Source organism: Catenulispora yoronensis (assembly GCF_039531695.1).
In the GTDB taxonomy this organism is placed as follows: Bacteria; Actinomycetota; Actinomycetes; order Streptomycetales; family Catenulisporaceae; genus Catenulispora; species Catenulispora yoronensis.
Map to the genome: position 1 here is coordinate 1 of NZ_BAAAQN010000078.1, position 23,449 is coordinate 23,449.

Below are 23,449 nucleotides of genomic sequence, written 5' to 3' on the forward strand. Positions count from 1 at the left end.
TCGTATGGCTTCGAGAACCTCGATCATCAGGGTCCGTGCCCGCTTTCATCAAGACTCTGCGAAAATCACACCGGCCACGCCCCAGGCCGACAAACTCGTACCACCAGACGAGAACGCAGAAGCCCTGACGCTGTAGCGGCCGCCGCCTTCGATGACGCCGAACGTGGCGCGGCGCATGCCGCCGAGCGCGGCGGCCAGCGCCGAGTCGGTGTCGCGGCGGAAGACGTAGACGCCGGTGGCGACGCCGTCGGGGGTGTCCCACTCGACGGCCATCCGGTGCGCGACCGATTCCAGGGTCAGGCCGGCGCGGGCCGGCAGGACGGACGGCAGGGCGGCGGGCCGGACTCCGCGCAGCCGGAGCAGGCAGATCCCCCCGAGCGCCGGGCCCAGGCCGAGGTCCGGACGGAACGGGCGCGGCAGCAGCGCGGCGGCGACGTTGGGTTCTATGGAGTACGTGAGCAGAATCCGTCGGGTTATCACCGCGGTGGTGGCGATCGGGGCTCTCGGGCCCGTCCGGCTGCGCATGAGGCGTGTCCCTCCCTGGTACCGCCGACTTGAGCGTTCGCTCAAAGCCCATGGTAGCGCACCCCTTGAGCATTCGCTCAAGGGGACAGAGCGGGTGATATCAACAGTCGTATCAACGGGTTCGAAGGATCACCCGGATGGCGGCCTGCGCGAGCCCTGCCCGGGCGCCTAGAGTGCAAGAGAACCAAGACAACTGGTGCCGCGCCCAGGGCGTGCGGCACAATAAAGGCCGCTGACATGGGGATCCACCGCGTGGCGTGTGGCAAGGCCGCTGGGGAAGGCGAACCTCGCCGCAGCACAGCCAGGAGGTCCCGATGACGGCACAGTCGACAAACAAGACAGTGACAAGCGGAGTCCTCTACATCCACTCCGCACCACGCGCGCTCTGCCCGCATATCGAATGGGCGGTGGCGAGCGTCCTCGGCGTGCGCGTGAGTCTGGACTGGACGCACCAGCCCGCCGAACCGCACATGTGGCGCGCCGAGCTGTCCTGGCGCGGCCAGCCCGGCACCGCCGGGCGCATCACGTCCCAGCTGCGCGGCTGGCAGCAGCTGCGCTTCGAGGCCACCGAGGACCCGGCCGAGGGCAGCGAGGGCGAGCGCTACTCGTCCACGCCGGCGCTCGGCGTCTACCGCGCGGCCACCGGGGCGCACGGCGACATCGTGATCAACGAGGACCGGTTACGCGCCGCCCTGGCCCGCGCCCACCGCGGCGAGTCCACCCTGGAGCGCGAGGTGGAGGCGCTGCTCGGCAAGCCCTGGGACGACGAGCTGGAGCCGTTCCGCTACGCGGGCGAGGGCGCCCCGGTGCGGTGGTTGCACCAGGTCGGGTGATGCCGGGCGGGCGGCCGGAAGCCGACGGAGCCGACGGAGCCGACGGACCGGGGCCGGGGTCACCCGGACGAGTGGTCTTCGGGGACTGATTTCGGGAGCCCGGTTCAGCGGGCGCCCGGCAGCAACCGTGTCCTGGACCACGCTGCCTCCGTCGCACCGGCGGTGGCAGCGGCCTTCGTCAACGGCGGCCACCGTGAGAGCACCGTGGACCATGGCGCTCCAGCCGCCAGCCGCCGGCCGTCAGACGCCAGCCGCCAGCCGTCAGCCGTCAGACCGCCCGCTCAGGTGAAGCGCGCCGTCCGCGCGTCCACCTCGTCGCCGTGCTTCGTGGTCAGCGGCCGGTAGAGCTCGGGTCGTCGGGCCCGGAGCCAGCGCCGTCCGGTGGACTGCGGGATCAGGTCCAGGTCGAGGTCGGCGGTGACCATGGCGTCGGCGGCGGCCCACGTTTCGGCGATGATCCGGCCGTAGGGGTCGATCACCATGGCGTTGCCGGTGCGGACCTCGTCGTCGTCGCGGCCGACGCCGTTGCTGAAGACCACGAACAGCCCGTTGTCGTGGGCCCGGGAGGGCAGCCAGCGCAGCAGCCATTCGCGGCCGTTCGGGCCGCGGAAGGCGTCCTGCACGGCGGCCGGGTCGGTGTCGCGGTTCTCCCAGACGCTCAGCGGGATCGGCTTCATGCCGTGCGGGCTCACCGAGTCGGTGCCGCCGGTCTGGTGCGGGGCCAGCAGGACCTGCGCGCCCAGGAGCGCGGTGGCGCGGACGTTCTCCACCAGGTTGTTGTCGTAGCAGATCAGGACCCCGACCCGGACGTCCCACGGCGTGTCGAACACGGTGTAGCGGCCGCCCGAGGAGATGGCCTCGTGCTCGAAGGCGTGCAGCTTGCGGTGGATGTGGACGGTGCCGTCGGGCAGGCAGACCGCGTAGGCGTTGAACAGCCAGCCGTCGCGCTCGGTGAGCAGTCCCACGCCGATGCCCAGGCGCAGCTCGGCGGCCAGGGCGCTGACCCGGGCGACGGACGGGCCGTCGTCGGGCTCGGCGACCGCGTGCAGGTAGTCGGCGTCGCGCTTGGTGAGATGCCAGTAGCCGAGCAGACACATCTCCGGGAAGGCGACGAGCTGGACGCCGTCCGCGGCGGCGGTCCTGGCGAAGTGCTCGACCCGGGCCAGGTTGTGCTCCTTGTCGCCCGGGCGGGGCTCGAACTGGACGGATGCGGCTCGCAGGATCATGCGTCCATCGAAACGCGCGACGTTCGATGCGTCCAATGACGATTTCCCGCTGTCCGATAACCTGGGGGAATGGAAGACCGGCTGGTCCGGGCGTTCGTCGCGGTGGCGGACCACGGGACCTACAACGCCGCGGCGCTGGCCCTGGCCGTGACCCAGCCCGCGCTGACCAAGCAGATCCAGGCCCTGGAGGCGCGGATCGGCGGCGCCCTGTTCCGGCGCGGACGCCACGGCGCCCGCCTCACCCCGCTGGGCCGCACCCTCCTGCCCGACGCCCGCGACGTGGTCGAGCGCCTCGACGGCTTCGAACTCCGGGCCCGCCGCCTGACCGCCGGCGGCGCGGGCAGCCTGGCGCTCGGCTTCGGCCTGTCCACGATCGACATCGCGCCCCGGGCGGTCGCCGAGTTCCGCCGCCGCCATCCGCGGGTCGCGGTGACGCTCGACGATATGGCCACCGCCGTCCAGCTGGAGCGCCTGCGCGGCGGCCAGCTCGACGCCGGGTTCGTCCGCCTCCCGGTCGGCGAGGACCTGGAGGTGCTGGAGCTCGGCGTCGACCGGCTGATGCTGGCGGTGCCGCCGAACGTGGACACCGCGCCGGGGGCCCGCGAGCTGATGCTGACCCACGGCCTGGTGACCCTGATGCAGACCAAGGGCCCCGGCTTCGTCCACCAGGTGGAGCGCTATCTCGAAGCGATCGGCGTCGAGCCGCGCGTGGCCCAGCGCGCCAACGACCTGCAGACGGTGATGGCCCTGGTCGCCGCCGGGGTCGGGGTGGCCCTGGTGTCGGCGGGCGCGCTCGCGGTGGTGGCGCCGGACCGGATCAACTGGCTGCCGATCGACCACGAGGCCGCGCGGTGGCGGATCGGGGTGGTGTGGGCGCGGGGGGAGCCCGCCGAGCCGCTGGCGGCGTTCCTGGAGGTGACGCGGGAGCTGGTGGCGGCCCCTCACCCGCCTCGGACCACCGCGTCGCCCAGCGCCGTCCGCCGGTAGCGGATCTCGTGCCGGTGCCGCTCCCCGACGACCATGCCGGCCGCGCGCAGCACCGTCAGGTGCTCCGACACCGTTCCGAGGGCCAGCGCGTGCCGGTGGGCCAGCCGGGTGGTGGAGGCCGGCTCCTCCAGCCCGGTGAGCAGCTGGGCGCGGGTGCGGCCGAGCAGCTTCGTCAGCGCCGCGGCGGTGCTGTCCGGGCGGGGCTCCCAGGCGTTGCCGAGGCCGCGGGCCGGGTAGACGAGCGTCGGCTGCCAGGGGGCGTCGGTGACGACGATCACCTCCTCCCACTTGAAGACGCTCGGCATCAGCAGCAGGCCGCGGCCGTCGAGGTCGTGGTGCTCGTCGCCGCCCGGGTCGCGGATCAGGGCGCTGCCGGTCCAGCGGACGGTGGGGTGCAGGTCGGCGAACAGCCGGTCCAGGCCGCCCTCGGCGAGCAGCCGCGACCGGTGGGCGACGTCGGCCTCCAGCAGCGCCAGGATCCGCTGCCACCGCGGCGCCACCAGGGCCTGCCACGCGCCGCGGATCAGCTTCGTCAGCAGGCCGAGCACCTCGGCCGGGTCGCCGAGCAGCAGGCGGCCGGTCGGGGTGTCCGCCGCGCCGGGGGTGTGGCGCAGCGCGAGTTCGATCTCGCGGCGGACCACCGGCGCCGGGGTGGCGGCGATGCGGGTCAGTTCGGCCTCGAAGTCGCCGACCGGGGCGGTGGGCGGCGGCGCCAGGAAGTCGGGGGTGTAGCCGCGGCGCGGCTGGAGCAGCACGATCGGTTCCAGGCCCAGGCCCGGCAGCTCCGCGCGGACGCTCTCCAGCCAGCGCCGATGATGGCCGGGCCCCTGGCTGCCGGTGGCGTCCCGGATCGCCGACAGCGTCTCGAACGCCGGGGAGATCGCGAACCGGCAGCGGGCCAGGTCCGCGGGGCCGAAGCCGAGGCTGATCGCCATGCCGGTCCTTCCTCGCGGGCGTGTCGAACCGGCGCTCCGGTCGCAAGCCGGTGGTCCTGCCGGTCTTCTCCCGGATCGCTTGTCGCCACCGGAGTCCTTCGGCGGTGGCCGAAAGACTTTCGACGATCCTATCGACTGGGGCAGGCTCGTCCCCGCACCGAGAAGCCCCCGAAGACTGGAGCAGCACCGTGACCGCCAGCCCGCAGTCCGCCGCCGAAACCGCCCTCAAAGCCGACGTCAACCGCCGTGCCACCGCCCTCTTCGCCGCCATCGACGACTACGACGAGGCGTCGTTCTTCGCCGCGATCGACGCTCTCGCCGCCGAGCTCCCCGAGGACGATGCCGACGCCCTCTTCCACCGCGCCAGCGCGCGCGACAGCAGGGGCCACTCCGACCGCGCCGTGCCCCTCTACGCCCGCGCTCTGGAACTCGGCGGCCTTACCGGTGAGAACCGCCGCCGCGCGGTCATCCAGATGTCCTCCTCGCTGCGCAATATCGGCCGCGTGGAGGAGGCTCTCGCGAACCTCCAGCGCGAGCGTGAGCTCGGCGCGGACCACCTGTCCGACGCCCTCGACTGCGTCCTCGCGCTGTGCCTGTCGTCCCTCGGCCGCGACCGGGAGGGCCTGTCGCTGGTGCTGGTCGCCATCGCGGCGCATCTGCCCCGCTACAACCGGGCGATGGCGAACTACGGCCGCGCTCTCGTGGAGTAATTCAGGGCACGGAGTTGCCCGGACTGGACGCTTGATCCGCCGGGCTGCGGCAATATGACTGCATGTTGATGAAGCGCCATCCCGCCAATCCGATCCTGACGCGGGACCCCGATCGCCCCTGGGAGGCCGGGTCGGTCCTGAACGGCACGGTCGTCCGAGGTACGGATGGGACCATCCACATGCTGTACCGCGCCACCAACGGCGTGGAGTTCGGCACTGCCGGCGAGTACGTGTCCTCGATCGGCATCGCCGACAGCACCGACGGCGTGCAGTTCGTCCGGCGCGCGGAGCCGCTGATCGTGCCGGACCGGCCCTACGAGGTGGGACTGGGCTGCGAAGACCCGCGCGTGGTGTTCCTCGACGGCGAGTACTACATCTACTACACCGCCGTCGAGGGCACGCCCCCGGACATCAAGGTCCGCATCGCCCTGGCCACCTCCCCGGACCTGCGCACGATCACCAAGCACGGCGTCGTCGGACCGAAGGGCGCGCCGTCCAAGGCCGCCACCCTGTTCCCGGAGCCGGTCGGCGGCCGCTACCTGTGGTTCTTCACCTGGTGCTCCGACACCCCCGGCGCCGCCATCCTGCACACCGTCTTCGACGACCTCGACGCCGTCCGCACCCCGCCGCCCGGCCACGTCGCCGCCGCCGTCGACGACTACGACAACAGCGCGGTCCTGATCCCCGGCGACCGCGTGGAGCCGGCCAAGGTCCGGGTCCGCCGGGGTCCGGAGCTCGGCGCGCCGCCGATCCGCACCGACGCCGGCTGGCTGTTCTTCTACTGCAACTCCGACAGCGAGATCGAGCCGGAGTGGCAGATCAGCGCCGCCCTGCTGGACCTGGAGGAGCCCTGGCGGGTGATCGCGAAAAGCCCGGCCGCGCTCATCACTCCGGAGACGGTGGAGGAGCTGGACGGGGTCGTGAACCGGGTGACGTTCCCCTCGGGCGCGCTGGTCATCGACGGGACCGTGCACCTCTACTACGGCAGCGGCGACCAGGGCATCTGCCTGGCCACCTGCGACCTCGACGAACTGCTGGAGTACCTGGCCCGGCACCCGGTGAAGGGCAACGGCGCCTGCGTGGGCTGAGGAACCAGGCCGGACAACCGGGCCGGACAGCGGTGACGGATCAGCCCTCGACACCCGGCGCGCGAAGGCGGGGTGTCGAGGGCTGATCCGTCAGTCCGGGGCGGCGAGGCGCCCCTTCGACGCCTACAGCGGGATGTTCCCGTGCTGACCGCGCACCAGCGCGTCGCCGCCGATCCCGCCCGGCGCGGCCGCGATCGCCGCCGCGAGCGCGCCGCGCGACCGGTCCGGCGCCACGATCTCGTCGACCACGCCGATCTCGATCGCCCGGCGCAGCCCGCCGGAGACCTGCTCGTGCTCCGCCGCCAGCTCCTGCTCCACCCGCGGACGGATGTCCTCGGAGACCTCTGCGAGCTTGCGGCGGTGGATGATCCGTACCGCGGCGACCGCGCCCATGACCGCGACCTCGGCGGTCGGCCACGCGAAGACCTTCGTGGCACCCAGCGCGCGGGAGTTCATCGCGATGTACGCGCCGCCGTACGTCTTGCGCGTCACCAGGGTCACGCGCGGCACCACGCACTCGGCGAACGCGTGCAGCAGCTTCGCGCCGCGGCGCACCACGCCGTCCCACTCCTGGCCGACGCCCGGCAGATAGCCGGGGACGTCCACCAGCACCACCAGCGGCACACCGAACGCGTCGCACATCCGCACGAACCGCGCCGCCTTCTCGGCGGAGGCCGAGTCCAGGCAGCCGCCCAGGCGCAGCGGGTTGTTCGCGACGACGCCGACGGTGCGGCCGCCGAGCCGGCCCAGCGTGGTCACCACGTTCGGCGCCCACCGCGGGTGCAGCTCCACGCCCGGGCCGTCCAGCACCGCGTTGACGAGCGGATGCACGTCGTAGGCGCGCTTCGGCGAGTCCGGCAGCAGGTGTTCCAGGTCCCGTTCCTCGACCGCGGCCGGGTCCAGGGTGCCCTGGCGGCCCAGCAGCGCGGCCAGGGTCCGGGCGTGGCCGTAGGCGGCGTCGTCGGTCTCGGCGACCACGTGCACGACGCCGGAGCGCCGGCCGTGCGGCTCCGGGCCGCCCAGGCGCAGCGCGTCCACGTCCTCGCCGGTGACCGAGCGGACCACGTCCGGGCCGGTGACGAAGATCCGGCCGGCCGGGCCCAGGATCACGATGTCGGTCAGCGCCGGACCGTAGGCGGCGCCGCCGGCCGCCGGGCCGAGCACTACCGAGATCTGCGGGATCCTGCCGCTGGCCCGGGTCATGGCCGCGAAGACCTGCCCCACCGCGTGCAGCGAGGCCACGCCCTCCTGGAGCCGGGCGCCGGAGGAGTGGAACAGGGCGATGATCGGGCTGCCGTCGGCCAGGGCCCGCTCGTAGGCGGCCAGGATCACCTGGCAGCCGGTCACGCCCATGGCTCCGGCCTGGATGGTGGCGTCGGAGGCGTAGGCCACCGCCGGCACACCGTCGACCAGGCCGGTGGCGGCCAGGAAGCCGGAGTCGTCGACCGGCGTCAGCAGCTCGGTGCTGCCGGCGTCGAACAGCTGCTCCAGGCGCTTGCGCGGGTGGCGCGGGTCGTCGGCCCGGTCGGCCCGGTCGGGCCGGGCCGCGCCGGGGCCCGCGGGCGCCGGGACCAGCGGCGCCGCGGCCTGCGTGACGGTCATCGGGCGCGCCCCGGTCACACGGACCGGAAGGCGACGACCACGTTGTGGCCGCCGAACCCGAAGGAGTCGTTCAGCGCCGCGATCTGGCCCTCGGGCAGCGCCCGCGGCTTGTCGCGGACGATGTCCAGGCTGATCTCCGGGTCCAGCTCGTCGACGTTGATCGTCGGCGGGGCCTGGCGGTGGTGCAGGGCCAGCACGGTGGCCACGGACTCGATCGCGCCGGTGCCGCCGAGCAGGTGGCCGTGCATCGACTTGGTGGCCGAGATGGCCACGTCGTCGGCGGCCGAGCCGAGGATCTTGGTGAACGCCAGGACCTCGGCGATGTCGCCGCGCGGGGTGCTGGTGGCGTGCGCGTTCAGGTGCCGGATGTCGCCGGGGGCCAGGTCGGCGTCGGCCAGCGCGTTGGCGATGGCCTCGGCGACGCCGCGGCCGTCCGGCTCGGGCTGGGCGATGTCGTGGGAGTCGGCGGAGAAGCCGACGCCGGCCGCCTCGGCGTAGACGCGGGCGCCGCGCGCGGCGGCGTGCTCGGCGGACTCCAGGACCAGGATGCCCGAGCCCTCGCCCAGCACGAACCCGTCCCGGCCGACGTCGTAGGGCCGCGAGGCGCGCTCGGGCTCGTCGTTGCGCTTGGACATCGCCATCATGTTGGCGAAGGCCGAGATCGGCAGCGGGTGGATGGCGGCCTCGGTGCCGCCGGCCAGCACCACGTCGGCGCGTCCGGAGCGGATCATCTCGATGGCGTGGCCGACCGCCTCGGCGCCGGTGGCACAGGCCGAGACCGGCGCGTGCACGCCGGCGCGGGCGTCGAACTCCAGGCCGACGTAGGCCGCCGGGGAGTTCGGCATCAGCATCGGCACGGTGCGCGGGCCGACCGCGCGCGGGCCCTTGGCGAGCAGGTCGTCGTAGGCGCTCAGCAGCGTGGTGACGCCGCCGATGCCGGAGCCGACCATCACGCCCAGGCGGGTGGGTTCGGCGAACTTGCCCTCGAAGCCGGCGTCCTTCCAGGCCTCGCGGGCCGCGATCAGCGCGAACTGCGCCGACCGGTCCAGGCGGCGGACCTCGACCGGCTTGAGCAGCTCGGACGGCTCCACCGCGATCCGGGCGGCGAACCGCACCGGCAGCGCCTCGGCCCAGTCCTCGGTGAGGGTGCGGACCCCGGAGCGTCCGGCCAGCATCCCGTCCCAGAACGAGGCGGCGTCCCCGCCGAGCGGGGTGGTCGCACCGACCCCGGTGACGACGACAGACTTGCGAGCAGTCACGAGCCTTTACCTTCTATCTGTGGTTCCGCGGGTTCTACTTCCGGCCGGACGGTCCGGGCCTTCCGCGCCGCGCGCCGTATCGCGCGCGGCGGGTGTTCACAGGCTCAGGCGGCCTGGTTCTTCAGGATGTAGCTGACGGCGTCGCCGACGGTCGAGAGGTCCTTGACCGCGTCGTCCGGGATCTTCACCGAGAACTTCTCCTCGGCGGCCACGACGACCTCGACCATGGTCAGCGAGTCGACGTCCAGGTCACCGGTGAACGACTTGTCCAGCTTGACCTCGTCCTTGTCGACACCCGCGACCTCTTCGACGATGTCGGCGAGGTCGGCGAGGATCTCTTCCTGGGTCAGAGCCATTGTTGGCGCTCCTTCATTGGTTGCTATTTCAGGGGGTACCGGCTTGCCGCGAGGCCGCGGGGCCTTAGGGGAGAGTAACGACCTGTGCCGCGTACACGAGACCCGCCCCGAACCCGATGAGCAGGGCCAGGCCGCCGTGCGGCGCGGAACCGTCCTCCAGCATCCGCTCCATGGCCATCGGAATGGTGGCCGCGGAGTTGTTGCCGAACTCGGCGATGGTGCGGGCGACCGGCACGTGCTCGGGCAGCCCGAGCACCTTCACCAGCCGGTCGGTGATGCGCATGTTGGCCTGGTGCGGGATGAACGCCTCCAGGTCGGCGGCGGTGATGCCGGCCGCCTCCAGGGCCTTCACCGAGACCTCGGCCATCTGGTAGGAGGCCCAGCGGAACACCGCCTGGCCCTCCATCTGCAGGAACGGGCCGCGAACCGCGCCGTCCTCGGCTTCGGACTCCGGCTCCGGCGCCTCGTTCCAGGCGAAGGTCTGGGTGATGGCGCCGTACTTGTCGCCCTCGGAGCCCCACACCACCGGTCCGATGCCGGGGACGTCGGAGGGGCCGATCACCACCGCGCCGGCGCCGTCGCCGAAGATGAAGGCGGTGCCGCGGTCGTGGATGTCGGTCAGGTCCGACAGCCGCTCCACCCCGACCACCAGCACGTACTCGGCCGAGCCGGCCTTGACCATGTCCGAGGCCTGGGCCACGCCGTAGCAGAAGCCCGCGCAGCCGGCCGAGACGTCGTAGGCGGCGCCGTTGGTGCCGAGCCGGTCGGCGATCAGGCAGGCCAGGGCCGGGGTCTGGTGCATGTGCGAGACGGTGGCCACGATCACCGCGCCGAGCTGGTCGCCGCTGACGCCGGCCGCGGCCAGCGCCTTGCCGGCGGCGTGCACGGACATCTCCAGCACGGTCTCCGCGGGGGTGGCCCACCGGCGGGTCTCGATGCCCGAGCGGGTCCGGATCCACTCGTCGGAGGAGTCGATCCAGGTGCAGACTTCCTCGTTGGTGACGACCCGGCTGGGCGTGTAGCCGCCGACCCCCAGAATGCGGGTGTGGGCCGCGCCCCGCTTCTCCTTGATGACTGCCATGATCGGTCCTCTTTTAACGGATGTCGGGCTGGCTCAGGCGTACGAGCCGGTCGGATGGACGCGCAGCAGCGGCTGCCCCGGCGCGACCGGATCCCCGTCCTCCACGAGCCACTCGAGGATCTCGCCCTCGTGCCGCACCGTGATGTCGTGCTCGTCACGCCGGGCGAGCACCGTGGCCACCACCGTGTCCGGCACCAGCTTGGCGCCCTCGGCGAGGCCGCCGCGCCGGATCGTGCCCCCGTGCGGCGCGATGACCAGACGCCAGGTCGGCGCGGTGTCCAGCTGGTGCGCGGCGTTCGGCTCGGCGTGCTTGGCCACGAACTCGCGCGCCGCGTCCAGGTCCTCGGGCGTCTTCAGGGCGAAGGTCTCCACGCCCTTGAGCGCCCGCTTGGCCAGCCCGGTCAGGGTCCCGGCCGGGGGCACCTCCAGCAGACCCGTTACCCCGAGTTCGGCGAACGATTCCTGGCACAGGTCCCAGCGCACCGGGTTCGACACCTGCGCCACCAGCCGGCGCAGCACCTCGCGGCCGTCGTGCACCACCGCGCCGTCGGCGTTGGACACCAGGCGGGTGCGCGGGTCGCGGGTGCTGATGCCCTTGGCCAGCGCGCCCAGGTGGGCCACGGCCGGGGCCATGTGCTCGGTGTGGAACGCGCCGGCCACGCTCAGCGGGCGCAGCCGGGCCGCGGCCGGGCCGTCCGCGCCGAAGGCCGCCAGCTGCTCCAGGGTGCCGGCCGCGACGATCTGGCCGGCGCCGTTGTTGTTGGCCGGGACCAGCCCGTGCTCGGCGATCTTGGCCAGCACCGCGTCCTGGTCGCCGCCCAGCACCGCGGTCATGCCGGTCGGCGTCACGGCCGCGGCCTGCGCCATCAGCCGGCCGCGCTCGCGCACCAGGACCATGGCCGCCTCGGCGGTGATCACCCCGGCCCCGGCCGCGGCGGTGATCTCGCCGACCGAGTGCCCGCCGGCCGCGCCGACCATCCGGAAGGCGTCGGCCGGGTGCGGGAACAGCGCCAGCGCGGCGCCGAGCCCGGCGGCCACCAGCAGCGGCTGGGCGATCGCGGTGTCCTTGATGGCGTCGGCGTCGGCCTCGGTGCCGTAGTGCACGAGGTCCAACCCGGCCACCGCGGACCACCAGGCGAGGCGGTCGGCGAAGCCCGGGACCTCCAGCCACGGGGTGAGGAATCCGGGAGTCTGGGCACCCTGGCCCGGCGCGACGAGAACTAGCACGGAATTCACTCTTGTCCTCTTGCCGCTTGTTTGCCTTTAGCGGCCTGGACGAAGATCTCGGTCCGGATCTTGGAGGGTTCCTACAAACCGTTCGCCGGACCGGCCAGTCTTCCCAGGGCCAGGGCCATGTGCAGGGTGAAGGCGGCGCGCGGCTGCGCGGGGTTCAGACCTGTGAGCTCGCTCACCCTTTTGAGCCGGTAGCGCACGGTGTTGGGGTGTACGAACAGCATCCGGGCGGCGCTTTCCAGCGAGGCGGCCTGTTCCAGATACGCGGAGACGGTTTCCAGCAGCGCGGCGCCCGCGGACTCCAGCGGCCGGTAGACCTCGACCACCAGTTGAGCCTTCGCGGCCTCGTCACCGGCCAGGGCCCGTTCCGGCAGCAGCTCGGCGGCCAGTACCGGGCGCGGCGCGTCCGGCCAGGCCGGGGCGGCACGCAGCGCGGACAGGGCGGCTTGGGCGGAAATGCCCGCCGACAGGAGGTCTTCGACAACCGGGCCGATCACCAGCGGTCCCGGTCCGAACTCGTTGGCCAGCGCGCGGGTGGCGGCCAGCGGGTCGTCGGCGCCGCCGATGATCACCACCAGCCGGTCCGACTGCACCCCGGTGAGCACCGTCAGCCGGGCCCGGCGGGCCGCCCGGTGCACGGCGTCCACCACCAGCGCGGTGTGCTGCCGGACGTCGTCGCGGCCGCCCAGCGGCTCCGGCGTGGCGCCGACGACCACCACCAGGTCCGCCGAGCTGTCCCAGCCCAGCGCGGCGGCCCGGGAGCGGACGGTGTCGTCCAGCACGTCGCCGCGCATCAGCTCGTCGACGACCAGCGCCTCCAGCCGGGCGTCCCACGCGCCGCGCAGCTCCGCGGCCTGCGCGTACACCTGCGCGGCGGCGAAGGCGATCTCCCGGGAGTAGCGCAGCATCCCCTCGCGCAGCGCGGCCTGCTCCGCCGGCCCCTGCGCGATCTGGCCGATGCCCTCCTCGACCACCTCTATGGTGGTGCGCACCAGCTCCACGGTCTGCCGCAGGGTCACCGACCGGGTCAGCTCGCGCGGCGCGGTGCCGAAGACGTCGGCGCTGATCGCGGTGCGGTCCTGGGGATTGCGGAACCACTCGACGAACGCCGCGATCCCGGCCTGCACCACCAGCCCGATCCAGGACCGGTTGTCCGGCGGCATCGCCCGGTACCAGCCCAGCCGCTCCTCCATGCGCTGGATCGCGACCCCGGCCAGCGAACCCGTCGCCTTCTCCAGCCGCCGGACCGCGGCCGCGCGCTGGGCCGGGGTGAGATCGTCGGTGGGGCCGGCGGTACTGGGGGTCACCCGGGCCATTAGACACCACAATCGGATCTCGGGTGGCGTCCGCGCGGCGCGCCCGGGCTGTGCGGCGGACGGCCGACGGAAACGGGCATATAGCAGCAATCTGGTATACGTGGCCTGTGAAGGACACGGACTGCGGCCACCCGGCCACGATCACCGAGCTGCGGGGCACGGCGGAGCAGGGCCGCCTGGTGCTGGCCGGGGTGCTGGACCGGCTGGACGGCGCGTTCCCCGCGGCCGCCCGGCGGCACCGGCTGGGACCGGGCGCGCACCTGGTGCCGCTGGGCGGCGGCAGTTCCCTGCTGATTGCCCTGGCCCCGGCCACCGCCTCGCGCGAGGGCTGGAGCGGGCAGCTGGTGCTGTCCGCGACCGTGCTGAACCGCTCCGGGCTCGGCGACGCCGAGGTGGCGAAAGCCCTGGCCTGCCTGCAATCGGTGCCGTTCACCGGCTCGGAGTGCGAGGCCTTCGGCGAGCAGCTGCCGCTGCTGGCCGGCCTGCCGAGGCGGGTGCCGGACAAGCCGCTGCGCGGCTGCGGGCTGCTGCTGGCCGGGCATCTGCTGTCGGACCTGGTGGTGCAGGCGCAGACGCTGATCGCGCTCGGGGCCCGGCCCGAGACGATGACCGTGCTGGACCGCGGCCGTCCGCACAAGTTCCGGCGGCGGGTCGAGGCGCACCTGGCGGCGCTCGGGATCGCGGTGCTGCCGGCCTCCGACGTGGAGACGGCGCTGCGGCTGCACGCGGCGCGGGTGATGGAGCCCAGCGTCGTGCTCGACGACGGCGGGCTCGTCGCCCCGGCGCTGGCGCTGCTGGCCCCGGAGCTGCTCCCGGCCTACCGGGGCCTGGTCGAGCAGTCGATGGCCGGGGTGGAGGTGCTCGAAGGACTCGGCGCGGACCTGCCGCTGCCGGTGTTCAACGTGGCGCGGAGCAGGGTCAAGCGCGGCATCGAGGCGCACTGGATCGCCGAGTCGGTGGTCCGCGCGATCCGCGAGCTGCTGCCCGGCGAGGGCTTCGACGGCGCCCCGGCGCTGGTGATCGGCTTCGGCACGGTGGGGGAGCAGGTCGCGGCCGTGCTGCGGGCGCAGCGGATGCGCGTCGCGGTCTTCGACAGCGAATGGCCGCGCCTGCTCGCCGCGCACGAGGCCGGCTACCTGACCTCGCCGGAGGTGCCCGCGCTGCTGGACGGGCACCGGCCGCTGCTCATCGTCTCCTCCACCGGCCGCACCGGCCTGGGCGGCGAGGACCTGGACTTCCTGGCCGGCGACTGCTTCGTGGCCAGCGTCTCCGGCCGCGCGACCGAGATCGACCTGCCGGGGCTGGCCCGGCGCGCGACCCGCGTCGAGGACCTGGGCCGGGTCGGCATGCGGTACCTGCTGCCGGCCGGGCCGGTCACGGTGCTGGCCGCCGGCCTGCCGGTGAACCTGCCGCGGGGCGACGCGGCGTCGGCCGCCCCGGCCCGGCAGTCGGACCTGACGATGGCCGCGGTGGTGTGGGGCGCGTGCGCGCTGGCCCGGCCGGGGCACGGGTTCGCGCCCGGACCGGACATGGCGGCCACGGACGCCTCGATCGCGGAGAGCGGGCTGGTGGAGCGGTACTACGGGTTGTACGGCGCGGGGGTCGGCGCCGGGGTGAGGGGGCGGTCGCGGTCGCGGGCCGGGGGGAGCGGCGAGGGGGCGCGGGCGGGGGCCGGGGCGGCGGGGCACGGGACTGCGCGGCGGAGTCGGGGGCGGGCGCGGATCAGTGAGGTTTGACCCTGCCGTGCCAGCACCCTGACGGGTCATACTGAATCATGGCGAATATTCAGCTGAACGATGTGACGACCTGGTACGACGTGCACGGCGAGGGCGACGGCGAACCAGTGCTGCTGCTGCATAGCGGCTTCGTGGATTCGCGGATGTTCACACCTGTTCTGCCCTTTTTCGTCGGAGACTTCCGCGTCTACACCGTCGACCGGCGCGGCCACGGCCGCACCCCCGACGTCGAAGGTCCGTACAGCTACGAAACGATGGCCGATGACGTCATCGCCTTCCTCGACAAGGTGGTGGGCGGGCCCGCGCACCTGGTCGGCCACAGCGACGGAGCCGACGTCGCCCTGCTGGTCGCCCTCAAGCGCCCCGACCTGGTCCGAAGACTGGTGCTCATCAGCGGACTCTTCCACTACGACGGCAATCTGCCCGGCACTCTGGTCGACTTCGACGAGCAGACGCAGAGCCGGATGAGCGCCCGCCACGGGGAGGTGTCCCCCGACGGCGAGGAACATTTCCCGGTCATCGCCCGCAAGGTCCTGGAGTTGGCCGCGACGGAGCCCACTCTCACCTCTGAAGACCTGCGGGCAGTCACCGCCCGTACCTTGGTCATGGGCGGCGACGACGACACGGTCTCGCTGGAACACACCATCGCGCTCTATCGAGGCATCCCGGATTCCGAACTGGCCATCGTTCCCGGCACCTCGCATCTGCTGGTTCTGGAAAAGCCTGACGCGGTGTACTCCCTGGTCGCCGAATTCCTCACCGCACAGCCCACGCCGACGTTCATGCCCGTACGCCGAGCCACGTCGGCCTGACCCGCGAGGATGCGGGCCGTTCGCGGCGTGACCGGCCCGGTCCCGGACGCGGCGGCTACTGCGCGAGGTAGCCGCCGTCGACCGGCAGGACCACGCCGGTGATGAACGACGCGGCGTCGGAGGCCAGGAAGGTGATGGCCGCGGCGACCTCGGCCGGTTCGCCGAGGCGGCCCATCGGGTGGGCGGCGGTGACCGTGGCCAGGTACTCCGGGCCGCCCGGTTCGTCCTTCAGGGCCCGTACCCGCTCGGTGCGGATGGTGCCGGGGGCGACGGCGTTGACGCGGATGCCGTGCGGCGCCCACTCGACCGCGAGGTGTTTGGTCAGCCCGGTGGCGACGAACTTGGCCGGGCCGTAGGCGGCCTGGCGCGCCTGCCCGGCCAGTCCGGAGATCGAGGAGACGCAGACCACGGATCCGCCGCCGCCCTGCCGGTGCATCGCGGCGATGGCGTGCCGGCAGGTGAGGAACATGCCTTTGCCGTCGACCGCCATCACCGAGTCCCAGTCCTGCTCGGTGGTCTCCAGCAGGCCGGACAGCGGGAGGATCCCGGCGTTGGCGACCGCCACGTCCAGGCGGCCGTAGGCGTCGAGCGCGGAGTTCACCATGTTGCGGACGTCGGCGTCGTCGGAGACGTCGCCGGTCACCGACACCACGGTGCGGCCGTCGGCTTCGAGCTCGGCGGTCAGCGCCTCCAGGCCGGCGGTGTCGATGTCCGCCGTGACGAGCCGCGCGCCCTCGGCGGCCAGCGCGAGCGCGGTGGCGCGGCCGATGCCGCTGGCCGCGCCGGTGACGAGACAGGACTTGTCGGACACTGTCATGGGTTCATCATGGCCGACGCGGCGGGCCGGTTCCGGCAGGACGCTCCGGGACCGGCACGACGCTCCCGGACCGGGAAGCCGCTCCGGTTCCGGGAAGCCGCTCCCGGACCGGAAAGCTGCTCCAGTTCCGGCAAGGCGCTCCGGGACCGGCCGCGCCGGGAGCTCCCCGGACCCGGCGCGGCCGGCCGGTGGTGCCGTGCTGGTCCCGGAGCGGTGTTCGTCCTTCTCAGCCTCAGCTCTGTGCCGCGGCCAGAGTGCTGATGGCCGCCGCGGTCGTCGGCCCGCACACGCCGCGCGGGTCGTCGGTGATGTTCAGCTTGTTCTGGACGTAGGCCACCGCGTCGGCGGTCCGGGTGTCGTAGACCCCGGTCACCGGTACCCAGGTCGGCGTCCCCAGCCGGTCCAGCTCGGTCTGGAGGTTCGCCACGTCGGTGCCGGTGTCGCCGGTCTGGAGCACCCGTCCGGTCGGCGCGGGCTGCCCGCCGGTCTCGGTCGGGGTCGGCGTCGGCGTGGTGGCCGTCGGCCCGGTGGGCGTCGGGGTCGGGGTGCTCGGCGGCGGGTCGCTCGGCGTCGTCGGGGTCGTGGCCGGCGGCGTGGGCGTCGGCGTCGTCGGGGTGCTCGGCGGCGTGCCGGTCGGGTCGGTGGCGCTCGGCGGCGTGGCCGTCGGCGGCGTGGTGACCGGCGCCGAGGACTCCGGCGTGCCGGGCAGCGACGGAGCGGAGCTCTGCAGCGGCCCGTTCGCCACCGGCGAGGAGGTGGACGCGCCGGTCGGGGCGCCCGCGGTCGCCGAACCGCTGACCGAGCGGTTGCCGGGCACGGTGGCCGGCGCGCCGGGCGCGTCGGACCGGACCCCGGTCGTCCCGCCGACGGTGTGCGCACCCGGGCCGGGCGAGGTGGCGTCGAACCCGGAGGACGCCGGGTCCGAGCCGGAGGCCGGGCCGTCGCCGTTCGCGCCGTCGACGCCGGAGGGCGCGTTGGCCAGGTTGGTCGTCACCGCCGAGTCGGCCGTGCGCGACGCCGAGTCCAGGGCCTGCGACTCCGGCGTCCCGGACCCGGTGGCGTGCACCAGGCCCAGCGCTCCGCCGCCGGCCGCCAGCACGGCGACCACCGGCACCGCGGCCCGCAGCATGGCGGGACGGCGCGATCCCCGGTGCCGGCCGCCGTTGCCGGCGCGCAGCGAGGGCGGCAGGTCGTCGCCGGAACCGTCGGCGGGCATGATCGCGGTCTCGGATCCCGGCCGGCGGGCCAGATCGCGCCCGGCGGACGGAGTCGTCGCGGGCGGCTGCCCCGACACCCGCAGGTCCGCGGACAGGATCCACTCGGGCTTGCGGCGGGCCGGCTTCGCACCCGGATTCGGCTCCGGCCGCAGGTCGGAGGTGGGGCCGAAGACCGAGGGGAGGGACGGGGCGCCGTCGGGCGGCAGCGGCCGACCGGGACGCGGACCCGCGGGCGCGGCCAGACCGGCGGAGAACCCGGTGTGCTGCGGCGGCCGCGCACCGCCCTGCGGAGCCGGCTGCCGGACGGGCAACGGCGGCGACGCGGGCTGCGCACTCTCCGGACGCGGCTGGAACGACGGGTGCTGATTCGGGTGCTGGCCCGGGTGCTGGCCTGGGTGCTGATTCGCGGCGGTCGGGCCGGGCGCGGCCTGGGACGCCGGGTTCGGCTGCTGCGGCCGCACGCCGGGATTCGGCTGCCACGACGGATGCTGCGCAGCCGGAGCGGCGCCCGGGTGGGACTGCCCTGGATGGGACTGCCCCGGGTGGGACTGCCACGACGGGTGCTGAGCGGCGGGAGCCGTCGGAGCCGGGGCCGGTGCCGCATGGGGACGCGGCTGCCACGACGGATGCTGACCGCTCGCGGCCGCGGCGGGACGCGGCTGCCACGAAGGATGTTGATTCGCAGGCGCCGCACCGCCCCCCGCGTCAGCCGTCGGACGGGGCTGCCAGGAAGGATGCTGATTCGCGGAACCCGCACCGCCCCCCGCGTCAGCCGTCGGACGCGGCTGCCAGGAAGGATGCTGACTCGCGTTCGGCGCGCCCGGTCCGGGTATTCGCGGCCCCGGGTTGGGCTGGAACGACGGGTGCTGGTTCGCCGCCGGGGCCTGGCCGGGGACCTGCCCCGCCGGTGGCTGCGCCGTGAACCAGGTCTCGCTGCGCCGTCCCGCGGCGCTGTCGCCGGGCAGCCCGGTCGGCCGGGCCTGCGGCACCGGCAGGGCCGCCCCGGGTTGTCGGGGATGCGCGCCGGGCGTGGGATTCGGTCTCGGACCGGGCCGCCGTCCGCCGTCGAACTCCGCCACGCTGAACTCCTCGGTACTCGGGCCGGTGCGCGCGGGCATCGGCTCTGGGTCTGGGTCTTCGTCGCGGGGCCCGGTGCGGTCGGGGTCGGGGCGGGAGAGGCCGGCCACGGCTTCCGGCAGGCGCACCGGTATCCGGGGTAAATCAGGCTCCGGTGGCCGGCGCCGCGATGCGGACATCTCTGCCTCCCGATCCTCCGTCGGTCGTGTGGCGCAACCTTAGGGTGATCACAGACGCTATCACTCGGATGTTCCCCCGCGAGGCGGAATGGCGTTATCCGTTCGTAGCCCCCTTGATCGCGTTCTGCAATGCTTGAGCGGTTGCCGCGCCGTAGACACCGTACCCGTCGGCGTCCGCGGTGCCGGGGTGGTTCATCTGGAAATCCTGGACCGCGCGCTTGGTCGGGCGGTCGAACTGGCCGTCCTGGTAGCCGTACATGTCCCAGCCGTAGCCCGCGGCCAACAGGTCCACCTGGAGTTTGCTGACCGCCGGACCGGAGTCGCGGTACTTCAACGCGACGAAGGACGCCGGCGTGGTGGGCGGCGCGGTGGTGGGAGGCGTGCTCGGCGGCGTGCTCGGCGCACTGCTGGTCGGCGCGCTGCTGCTGGGCCGCGGCGCCATCTCCGGCGTGGTCTTCTCGGTGCTCGGCGACGTCGAGGCCTTCGTCGGCGTCGGGCTCTTGGTGCTGCGCGTCGGCGTCGGGGTGGGTGTCGGCGCCGAGCTCGACGACGACCCCGCCGTGGTGCCCGCGGCGCTGCTGGACACGTCCGGCACGGCGGCCACCTGCGCCGGCGCGGCCCCGCTGGTGGGCACCCCGGCGGCCTGCGGCGTGCCGGTACCGGACTTGTCGGACCCGCCGGCGAACGCGCCGGCCACCGCGGCCCCGGCGGCGGCGACGCCGAGCAGCACCGCCGCGACCTTCAGCGTGCGCGGGGAACGCGCCCCGGCGCGGTGGCGGCCGTTGTCGTCGTGGTCGTGGAAGTGCCCGTACTCGCCGGGCGGGGCGTTGCGGACGTCGAGGTCCTCGATCGGCGCGGCCAGGATCGGCATCGTCGTCGTGAGGTCGCTCATCGGACGCCGGGCCGGCGCCGGCGGCCGCTCGCCGGGGCGGATCTGCCGGGCGACGGCGCGCGGCGCGGGCATGGGCGTGGGGATCAGGCTGGTGCTGGGGCCGGAGGGGCCGGGGCCGCCTTGGCCGCCGGGTATGCCGCCTTGTGAACCCGGTATGCCGCCCGGACCGGCCGGACCGCCCGGACCGCCTTGGCCGCCCGGTATACCCCCGGGACCAGGACCCGGAGCGCCCCCGTACCCGGGCTCGCCCCCGCCCCACCGCGGTCCGGCACCGCCGTCATGCGGCTCGGGGTGGTCGTACTGCTCCTGCGGGTACTGCCCCTGCTGAAAAGGTCCCTGCGGGTACTGCCCCTGCTGGAAAGGCTCCTGCTGGTAAGGCTCCTGCGGATACCCGCCCTGCGGGTATTGATCCTGCCCGTATTGATCCTGCGGGTACTCTCCCTGCGGGAATTGCCCTTGCGGGTACTGCCGCCCGTCCCCCTCGGCCTGCCGCACGAACGGCCGCACCACGTTCGGCTGACCGTCGTGCTGCCCTTGGTGCGCGCCGGGCTGCAGGCCCGGCGGCGGTCCGCCCGCCGGCCGGCCGCCGGACTCCGGCTGCTGCTGTCCCAGGCGGGCCATCTCCTCGGCCGTGGGCGGCCGTCCCTGGCCCTGCCGCGCAGGCAGCCGCCTCCCGGACTGCTGGTCCATGGTCACGCCCCCCAACCTTCGGTCCGCAAGTGATCGATAGCCACCGCCCCACCCGCGGCGATGCGGAGGTTACCAGGAAAAGTCCCGGACCCACCCGGTGCGGGGGAGTCGCGGGCCGGTCCGCCGCCCGGCGCACCCGGATGAACCCCGGCGTTGAGTAGATTGGAGCGGGATCGGTGACGAACCATGACATACCCGGAGGTAAGGGCGCGGATGACGGAGACAGCGAGCACCGGCCGGGCCCGGCGCTTCCGGGCCCGGATCCCCGCTGTGCTGGTCTGGTACTGCCGGATCGTGGCGCTGATGTCGATCCTGTCGGCGCTGTCGCCGCGCACCAACGAGCGGATCGACCGGCTGCCCGACTACATCCTGTTCAGCCTGGGCTTCCTGCTCGGCGTGCCCTCGCTCGGCTTCGGCGTGCTGATGCTGATGCTGGCCGCGGCGGTGCGCCGCCGCAAACGCGTGGCCTGGTGGCTGCTGATGGTGCTCGGCGTGTTCGTCGGCCCGCTGGGCTGGCTCGCCGTCAGCTATCTGTTCGACGACCTGACCTGGGCCGACCTGCAGCCGCTGCCCCCGCTGATCGTGTCCTTCCTGATCCAGGCGGTGTTCGTCGCGCTGGTGGTCTGGGCCCGCAAGGAGTTCTACGCGGTCTTCGACGCCGCCAACTTCCGCCTGGCGCTGGTCGTGCTCGGCGTCTCCGCCGCGCTGTCGACGCTGATCGGGATCACCCTGGTGGCCTGGAACGACGCCAACCCCCACACCGACCTCGGCGACCAGGCCCTCTACACGCTCAAGGCGGGCATGGCCGGCACCGGGCTGTGGTGGTACGACACCGCCGTCGAGGTGCCGCACTGGGTGGACGTGGCCGTCAACTTCCTGGGCAGCGTGATGATCCTGGCCGTGGCCTGGGCGCTGTTCCAGCCCCGGCGCGGCAGCGTCCGGCACGAGCCGCGCGACGACGCCCGGCTGCGCGCGCTGCTGGACAAGTTCGGCGACCAGGACTCCCTGGGCTACTTCGCGCTGCGCCGCGACAAGGCCGTGATGTGGTCCCCGACCGGCAAGGCGGCCGTGGCCTACCGCCCGGTCGGCGGCGTGTCGCTGGCCGCCGGCGACCCCATCGGCGACGTCGAGGCCTGGCCCGGCGCCATCGAGGCCTGGCTCGCCGAGGCCCGCCAGCACGCCTGGGTCCCGGCCGTGATGGGCGCCTCCGAGGAGGGCGGCAAGGTGCTGTCCCGCTTCGGCCTGGACGCCATCGAGCTCGGCGACGAGGCGGTGGTCGAGGTCGACGAGTTCACCCTGGAGGGCCGGGCCATGCGCGTGGTCCGCCAGGCCTACAACCGGGTCGAGCGGGCTGGCTACCGCACCCGCATCCGCCGCCACGCCGACATCCCCCGCCCGGAGATGGCCCAGCTCATGCGCCGCGCCGACGACTGGCGCGACGGCGCGGTCGAACGCGGGTTCTCCATGGCGCTGGGCCGGCTCGGCGACCCGGCCGACGGCCAGTGCGTGATGGTGGAGTGCCTCGACGCCGACGGCGTGCTCAGGGCCCTGCTGTCCTTCGTGCCCTGGGGGGTCAAAGGACTGTCGCTGGACCTGATGCGCCGCGAGCGCGGCACCGAGAACGGCCTGGTCGAGTTCATGGTCATCGACCTGATCAACGCCGGCCCGGAGCACGGCGTGGAACGCGTCTCGCTCAACTTCGCGATGTTCCGCAGCATCTTCGAACGCGCCGGGCGGATCGGCGCCGGGCCGTTCCTGCGCCTGGCGCGCGTCGTGCTGTCCGTGTTCTCCCGCTGGTGGCAGCTGGAGTCGCTGTACCGGGCCAACATGAAGTACCGGCCGGTGTGGGAGCCGCGCTACCTGTGCTTCCCGAAGGCCCGCGACCTGGCCCGGATCGCGATCGCTGCCGGGCGCGCCGAGGGCTTCCTGGCGTTCCCGACGCCCCGGTTCCTACGCCGACGGCGCAAGTGCGAACCCGCGCCGGAGCCGGCACCCGCGCCGGAACAGGAGTCGGAACAGGAGTCGGAACCGGCGTCCGAACCAGCATCGGAACCGGCGCCGGAATCGGATCCGCAAACGGACCCGACGACCGCCGCCACCCCTCCGCAGCAGGGCTGACAGCCAAGCTACCCGGTAGTAGCTTTCGGCTGTGCCCCTCACCTCGACCCTCCTCGTCTCCCTCACCCTCCTGGCGGCCCTCACCGACTGGGTCGCTGTTGCCCGGCGTGCCCACGACCCGGCCGCCCGCGCCGCCGAGTACGCCGCCAAGCCGCTGACCCTGCTCCTGCTGATCGGCGCCGCACTGGCCATGGCGCACGACCACGCCGCTCCGAACGTCCCCGCCCCGCACCACGCGACCGCCTATCTGGTCGTCACCACGGTCGCCGCGCTGACCCTGAGCCTGGTCGGCGACATCTTCCTGATGCTCCCCGAGGACTCGCCGGCCGCCGCCCGCAACTTCGTCCTGGGCCTGGGTGCCTTCCTGCTCGCACACGTCGCCTACATAACCGCCTTCGTCAGCCTGCGCGCCCACGGCGGCTACGCCATCTCCTTCGTGCTCACCGGGCTGGTGCTCGCCGGAGCCCTGTTCGCCACCGTCGGCCTGCGCGTCCACGCCGCCGCCAGGGCCGAGGACCAGGCGCTCGCCGGGCCGGTGCTGGCCTACGTCGCCGTCATCTCGCTGATGGTGGTGGCCGCGTGGTGGACCGGCGACCTGCGGATCATCCCCGGCGCGCTGCTGTTCGCCGCCTCCGACGCGATGATCGGCTGGACCCGGTTCGTGCGCCGTGACTGGGACCTGGACGTCCCGATCATCGTCACGTACCACCTCGCGCAGGTCCTGCTGGTCCTGGGGCTGCTGCGCAGGTAGGGCGGATAT

At 73.6% G+C, this 23,449-nt stretch carries 20 protein-coding genes; 8 read left to right on the top strand and 12 right to left on the bottom strand.

Annotated features, from left to right (window positions below; genetic code table 11):
• Positions 1 to 48 precede the first annotated feature (48 nt).
• Positions 49 to 525: a YqjF family protein gene (locus ABD481_RS40880; protein ID WP_344671284.1), complete on the bottom strand. Its 477-nt coding sequence runs from the start codon at positions 523 to 525 to the stop codon at positions 49 to 51.
• Positions 526 to 839: 314 nt separating this feature from the next.
• Between ABD481_RS40880 and ABD481_RS40885 the strand changes: the two genes are divergently transcribed.
• Positions 840 to 1,358: a DUF3145 domain-containing protein gene (locus tag ABD481_RS40885; RefSeq protein WP_344671285.1), complete on the top strand. Its 519-nt coding sequence runs from the start codon at positions 840 to 842 to the stop codon at positions 1,356 to 1,358.
• A gap of 281 nt (positions 1,359 to 1,639) precedes the next feature.
• On the opposite strand, the gene ABD481_RS40890 is transcribed toward ABD481_RS40885, so the two are convergent.
• The gene (locus tag ABD481_RS40890) at positions 1,640 to 2,584 is read right to left on the bottom strand and encodes a nitrilase family protein (protein WP_344671286.1); all 945 of its coding nucleotides are present in this window, start codon (positions 2,582 to 2,584) and stop codon (positions 1,640 to 1,642) included.
• 69 nt (positions 2,585 to 2,653) lie between these two features.
• Here ABD481_RS40890 and ABD481_RS40895 point away from each other — a divergent pair, with 69 nt between their 5' ends.
• Entirely contained in the window at positions 2,654 to 3,571 is a 918-nt protein-coding gene (locus ABD481_RS40895) for a LysR family transcriptional regulator (RefSeq protein ID WP_344671287.1), read from the top strand.
• Here the strand turns inward: ABD481_RS40895 and ABD481_RS40900 are convergent.
• Positions 3,526 to 4,506, bottom strand: a complete 981-nt coding sequence (locus ABD481_RS40900; RefSeq protein WP_344671288.1) for an ArsR/SmtB family transcription factor — start codon at positions 4,504 to 4,506, stop codon at positions 3,526 to 3,528. The genes ABD481_RS40895 and ABD481_RS40900 overlap by 46 nt on opposite strands.
• Before the next feature lie 188 nt (positions 4,507 to 4,694).
• Between ABD481_RS40900 and ABD481_RS40905 the strand changes: the two genes are divergently transcribed.
• Positions 4,695 to 5,216: a tetratricopeptide repeat protein gene (locus ABD481_RS40905; protein ID WP_344671289.1), complete on the top strand. Its 522-nt coding sequence runs from the start codon at positions 4,695 to 4,697 to the stop codon at positions 5,214 to 5,216.
• Positions 5,217 to 5,278: 62 nt separating this feature from the next.
• Positions 5,279 to 6,304 carry a glycoside hydrolase family 130 protein gene (locus ABD481_RS40910; protein ID WP_344671290.1) on the top strand — a complete coding sequence of 342 codons (1,026 nt, stop codon included), beginning with the start codon at positions 5,279 to 5,281 and terminating at the stop codon, positions 6,302 to 6,304.
• A 123-nt stretch (positions 6,305 to 6,427) separates the two neighbouring features.
• Here the strand turns inward: ABD481_RS40910 and ABD481_RS40915 are convergent, their stop codons facing one another.
• From ABD481_RS40915 to ABD481_RS40940, 6 genes are all read right to left on the bottom strand, one after another.
• Complete coding sequence (locus ABD481_RS40915) at positions 6,428 to 7,906, bottom strand: carboxyl transferase domain-containing protein (protein ID WP_344671291.1); 1,479 nt, start codon at positions 7,904 to 7,906, stop codon at positions 6,428 to 6,430.
• Between the two features lie 14 nt (positions 7,907 to 7,920).
• Positions 7,921 to 9,165 (bottom strand): beta-ketoacyl-[acyl-carrier-protein] synthase family protein, encoded by a 1,245-nt coding sequence (locus ABD481_RS40920; protein ID WP_344671292.1) that lies wholly within the window; start codon positions 9,163 to 9,165, stop codon positions 7,921 to 7,923.
• A 104-nt stretch (positions 9,166 to 9,269) separates the two neighbouring features.
• Positions 9,270 to 9,521 carry an acyl carrier protein gene (locus ABD481_RS40925; RefSeq protein WP_344671293.1) on the bottom strand — a complete coding sequence of 84 codons (252 nt, stop codon included), beginning with the start codon at positions 9,519 to 9,521 and terminating at the stop codon, positions 9,270 to 9,272.
• A 64-nt stretch (positions 9,522 to 9,585) separates the two neighbouring features.
• Complete coding sequence (locus tag ABD481_RS40930) at positions 9,586 to 10,602, bottom strand: beta-ketoacyl-ACP synthase III (protein WP_344671294.1); 1,017 nt, start codon at positions 10,600 to 10,602, stop codon at positions 9,586 to 9,588.
• A gap of 33 nt (positions 10,603 to 10,635) precedes the next feature.
• Positions 10,636 to 11,829 carry an acyltransferase domain-containing protein gene (locus ABD481_RS40935; protein ID WP_344671295.1) on the bottom strand — a complete coding sequence of 398 codons (1,194 nt, stop codon included), beginning with the start codon at positions 11,827 to 11,829 and terminating at the stop codon, positions 10,636 to 10,638.
• An 80-nt stretch (positions 11,830 to 11,909) separates the two neighbouring features.
• The gene (locus ABD481_RS40940) at positions 11,910 to 13,151 is read right to left on the bottom strand and encodes a PucR family transcriptional regulator (RefSeq protein ID WP_344671296.1); all 1,242 of its coding nucleotides are present in this window, start codon (positions 13,149 to 13,151) and stop codon (positions 11,910 to 11,912) included.
• A 107-nt stretch (positions 13,152 to 13,258) separates the two neighbouring features.
• On the opposite strand from ABD481_RS40940, the gene ABD481_RS40945 reads away from it, so the two are divergent.
• Together ABD481_RS40945 and ABD481_RS40950 are read left to right on the top strand one after the other, a co-directional pair.
• Complete coding sequence (locus tag ABD481_RS40945; RefSeq protein ID WP_344671297.1) at positions 13,259 to 14,887, top strand: Rossmann-fold NAD(P)-binding domain-containing protein; 1,629 nt, start codon at positions 13,259 to 13,261, stop codon at positions 14,885 to 14,887.
• 38 nt (positions 14,888 to 14,925) lie between these two features.
• On the top strand, positions 14,926 to 15,699 hold the full coding sequence (locus tag ABD481_RS40950) for an alpha/beta fold hydrolase (RefSeq protein WP_344671298.1): 774 nt from the start codon (positions 14,926 to 14,928) through the stop codon (positions 15,697 to 15,699).
• 55 nt (positions 15,700 to 15,754) lie between these two features.
• Here the strand turns inward: ABD481_RS40950 and ABD481_RS40955 are convergent, their stop codons facing one another.
• From ABD481_RS40955 to ABD481_RS40965, 3 genes are all read right to left on the bottom strand, one after another.
• Positions 15,755 to 16,516 carry an SDR family NAD(P)-dependent oxidoreductase gene (locus ABD481_RS40955; protein ID WP_344671299.1) on the bottom strand — a complete coding sequence of 254 codons (762 nt, stop codon included), beginning with the start codon at positions 16,514 to 16,516 and terminating at the stop codon, positions 15,755 to 15,757.
• Between the two features lie 232 nt (positions 16,517 to 16,748).
• Positions 16,749 to 18,194 (bottom strand): peptidoglycan-binding domain-containing protein, encoded by a 1,446-nt coding sequence (locus ABD481_RS40960; RefSeq protein ID WP_344671300.1) that lies wholly within the window; start codon positions 18,192 to 18,194, stop codon positions 16,749 to 16,751.
• A gap of 889 nt (positions 18,195 to 19,083) precedes the next feature.
• Positions 19,084 to 20,571, bottom strand: coding sequence for a peptidoglycan-binding domain-containing protein (locus ABD481_RS40965; protein WP_344671321.1), 1,488 nt, complete (start codon positions 20,569 to 20,571; stop codon positions 19,084 to 19,086).
• Between the two features lie 213 nt (positions 20,572 to 20,784).
• Here ABD481_RS40965 and ABD481_RS40970 point away from each other — a divergent pair, with 213 nt between their 5' ends.
• Both ABD481_RS40970 and ABD481_RS40975 read left to right on the top strand, forming a co-directional pair.
• Positions 20,785 to 22,689, top strand: a complete 1,905-nt coding sequence (locus tag ABD481_RS40970) for a phosphatidylglycerol lysyltransferase domain-containing protein (RefSeq protein WP_344671301.1) — start codon at positions 20,785 to 20,787, stop codon at positions 22,687 to 22,689.
• 31 nt (positions 22,690 to 22,720) lie between these two features.
• Complete coding sequence (locus ABD481_RS40975) at positions 22,721 to 23,440, top strand: lysoplasmalogenase (RefSeq protein WP_344671302.1); 720 nt, start codon at positions 22,721 to 22,723, stop codon at positions 23,438 to 23,440.
• Positions 23,441 to 23,449 lie beyond the last annotated feature (9 nt).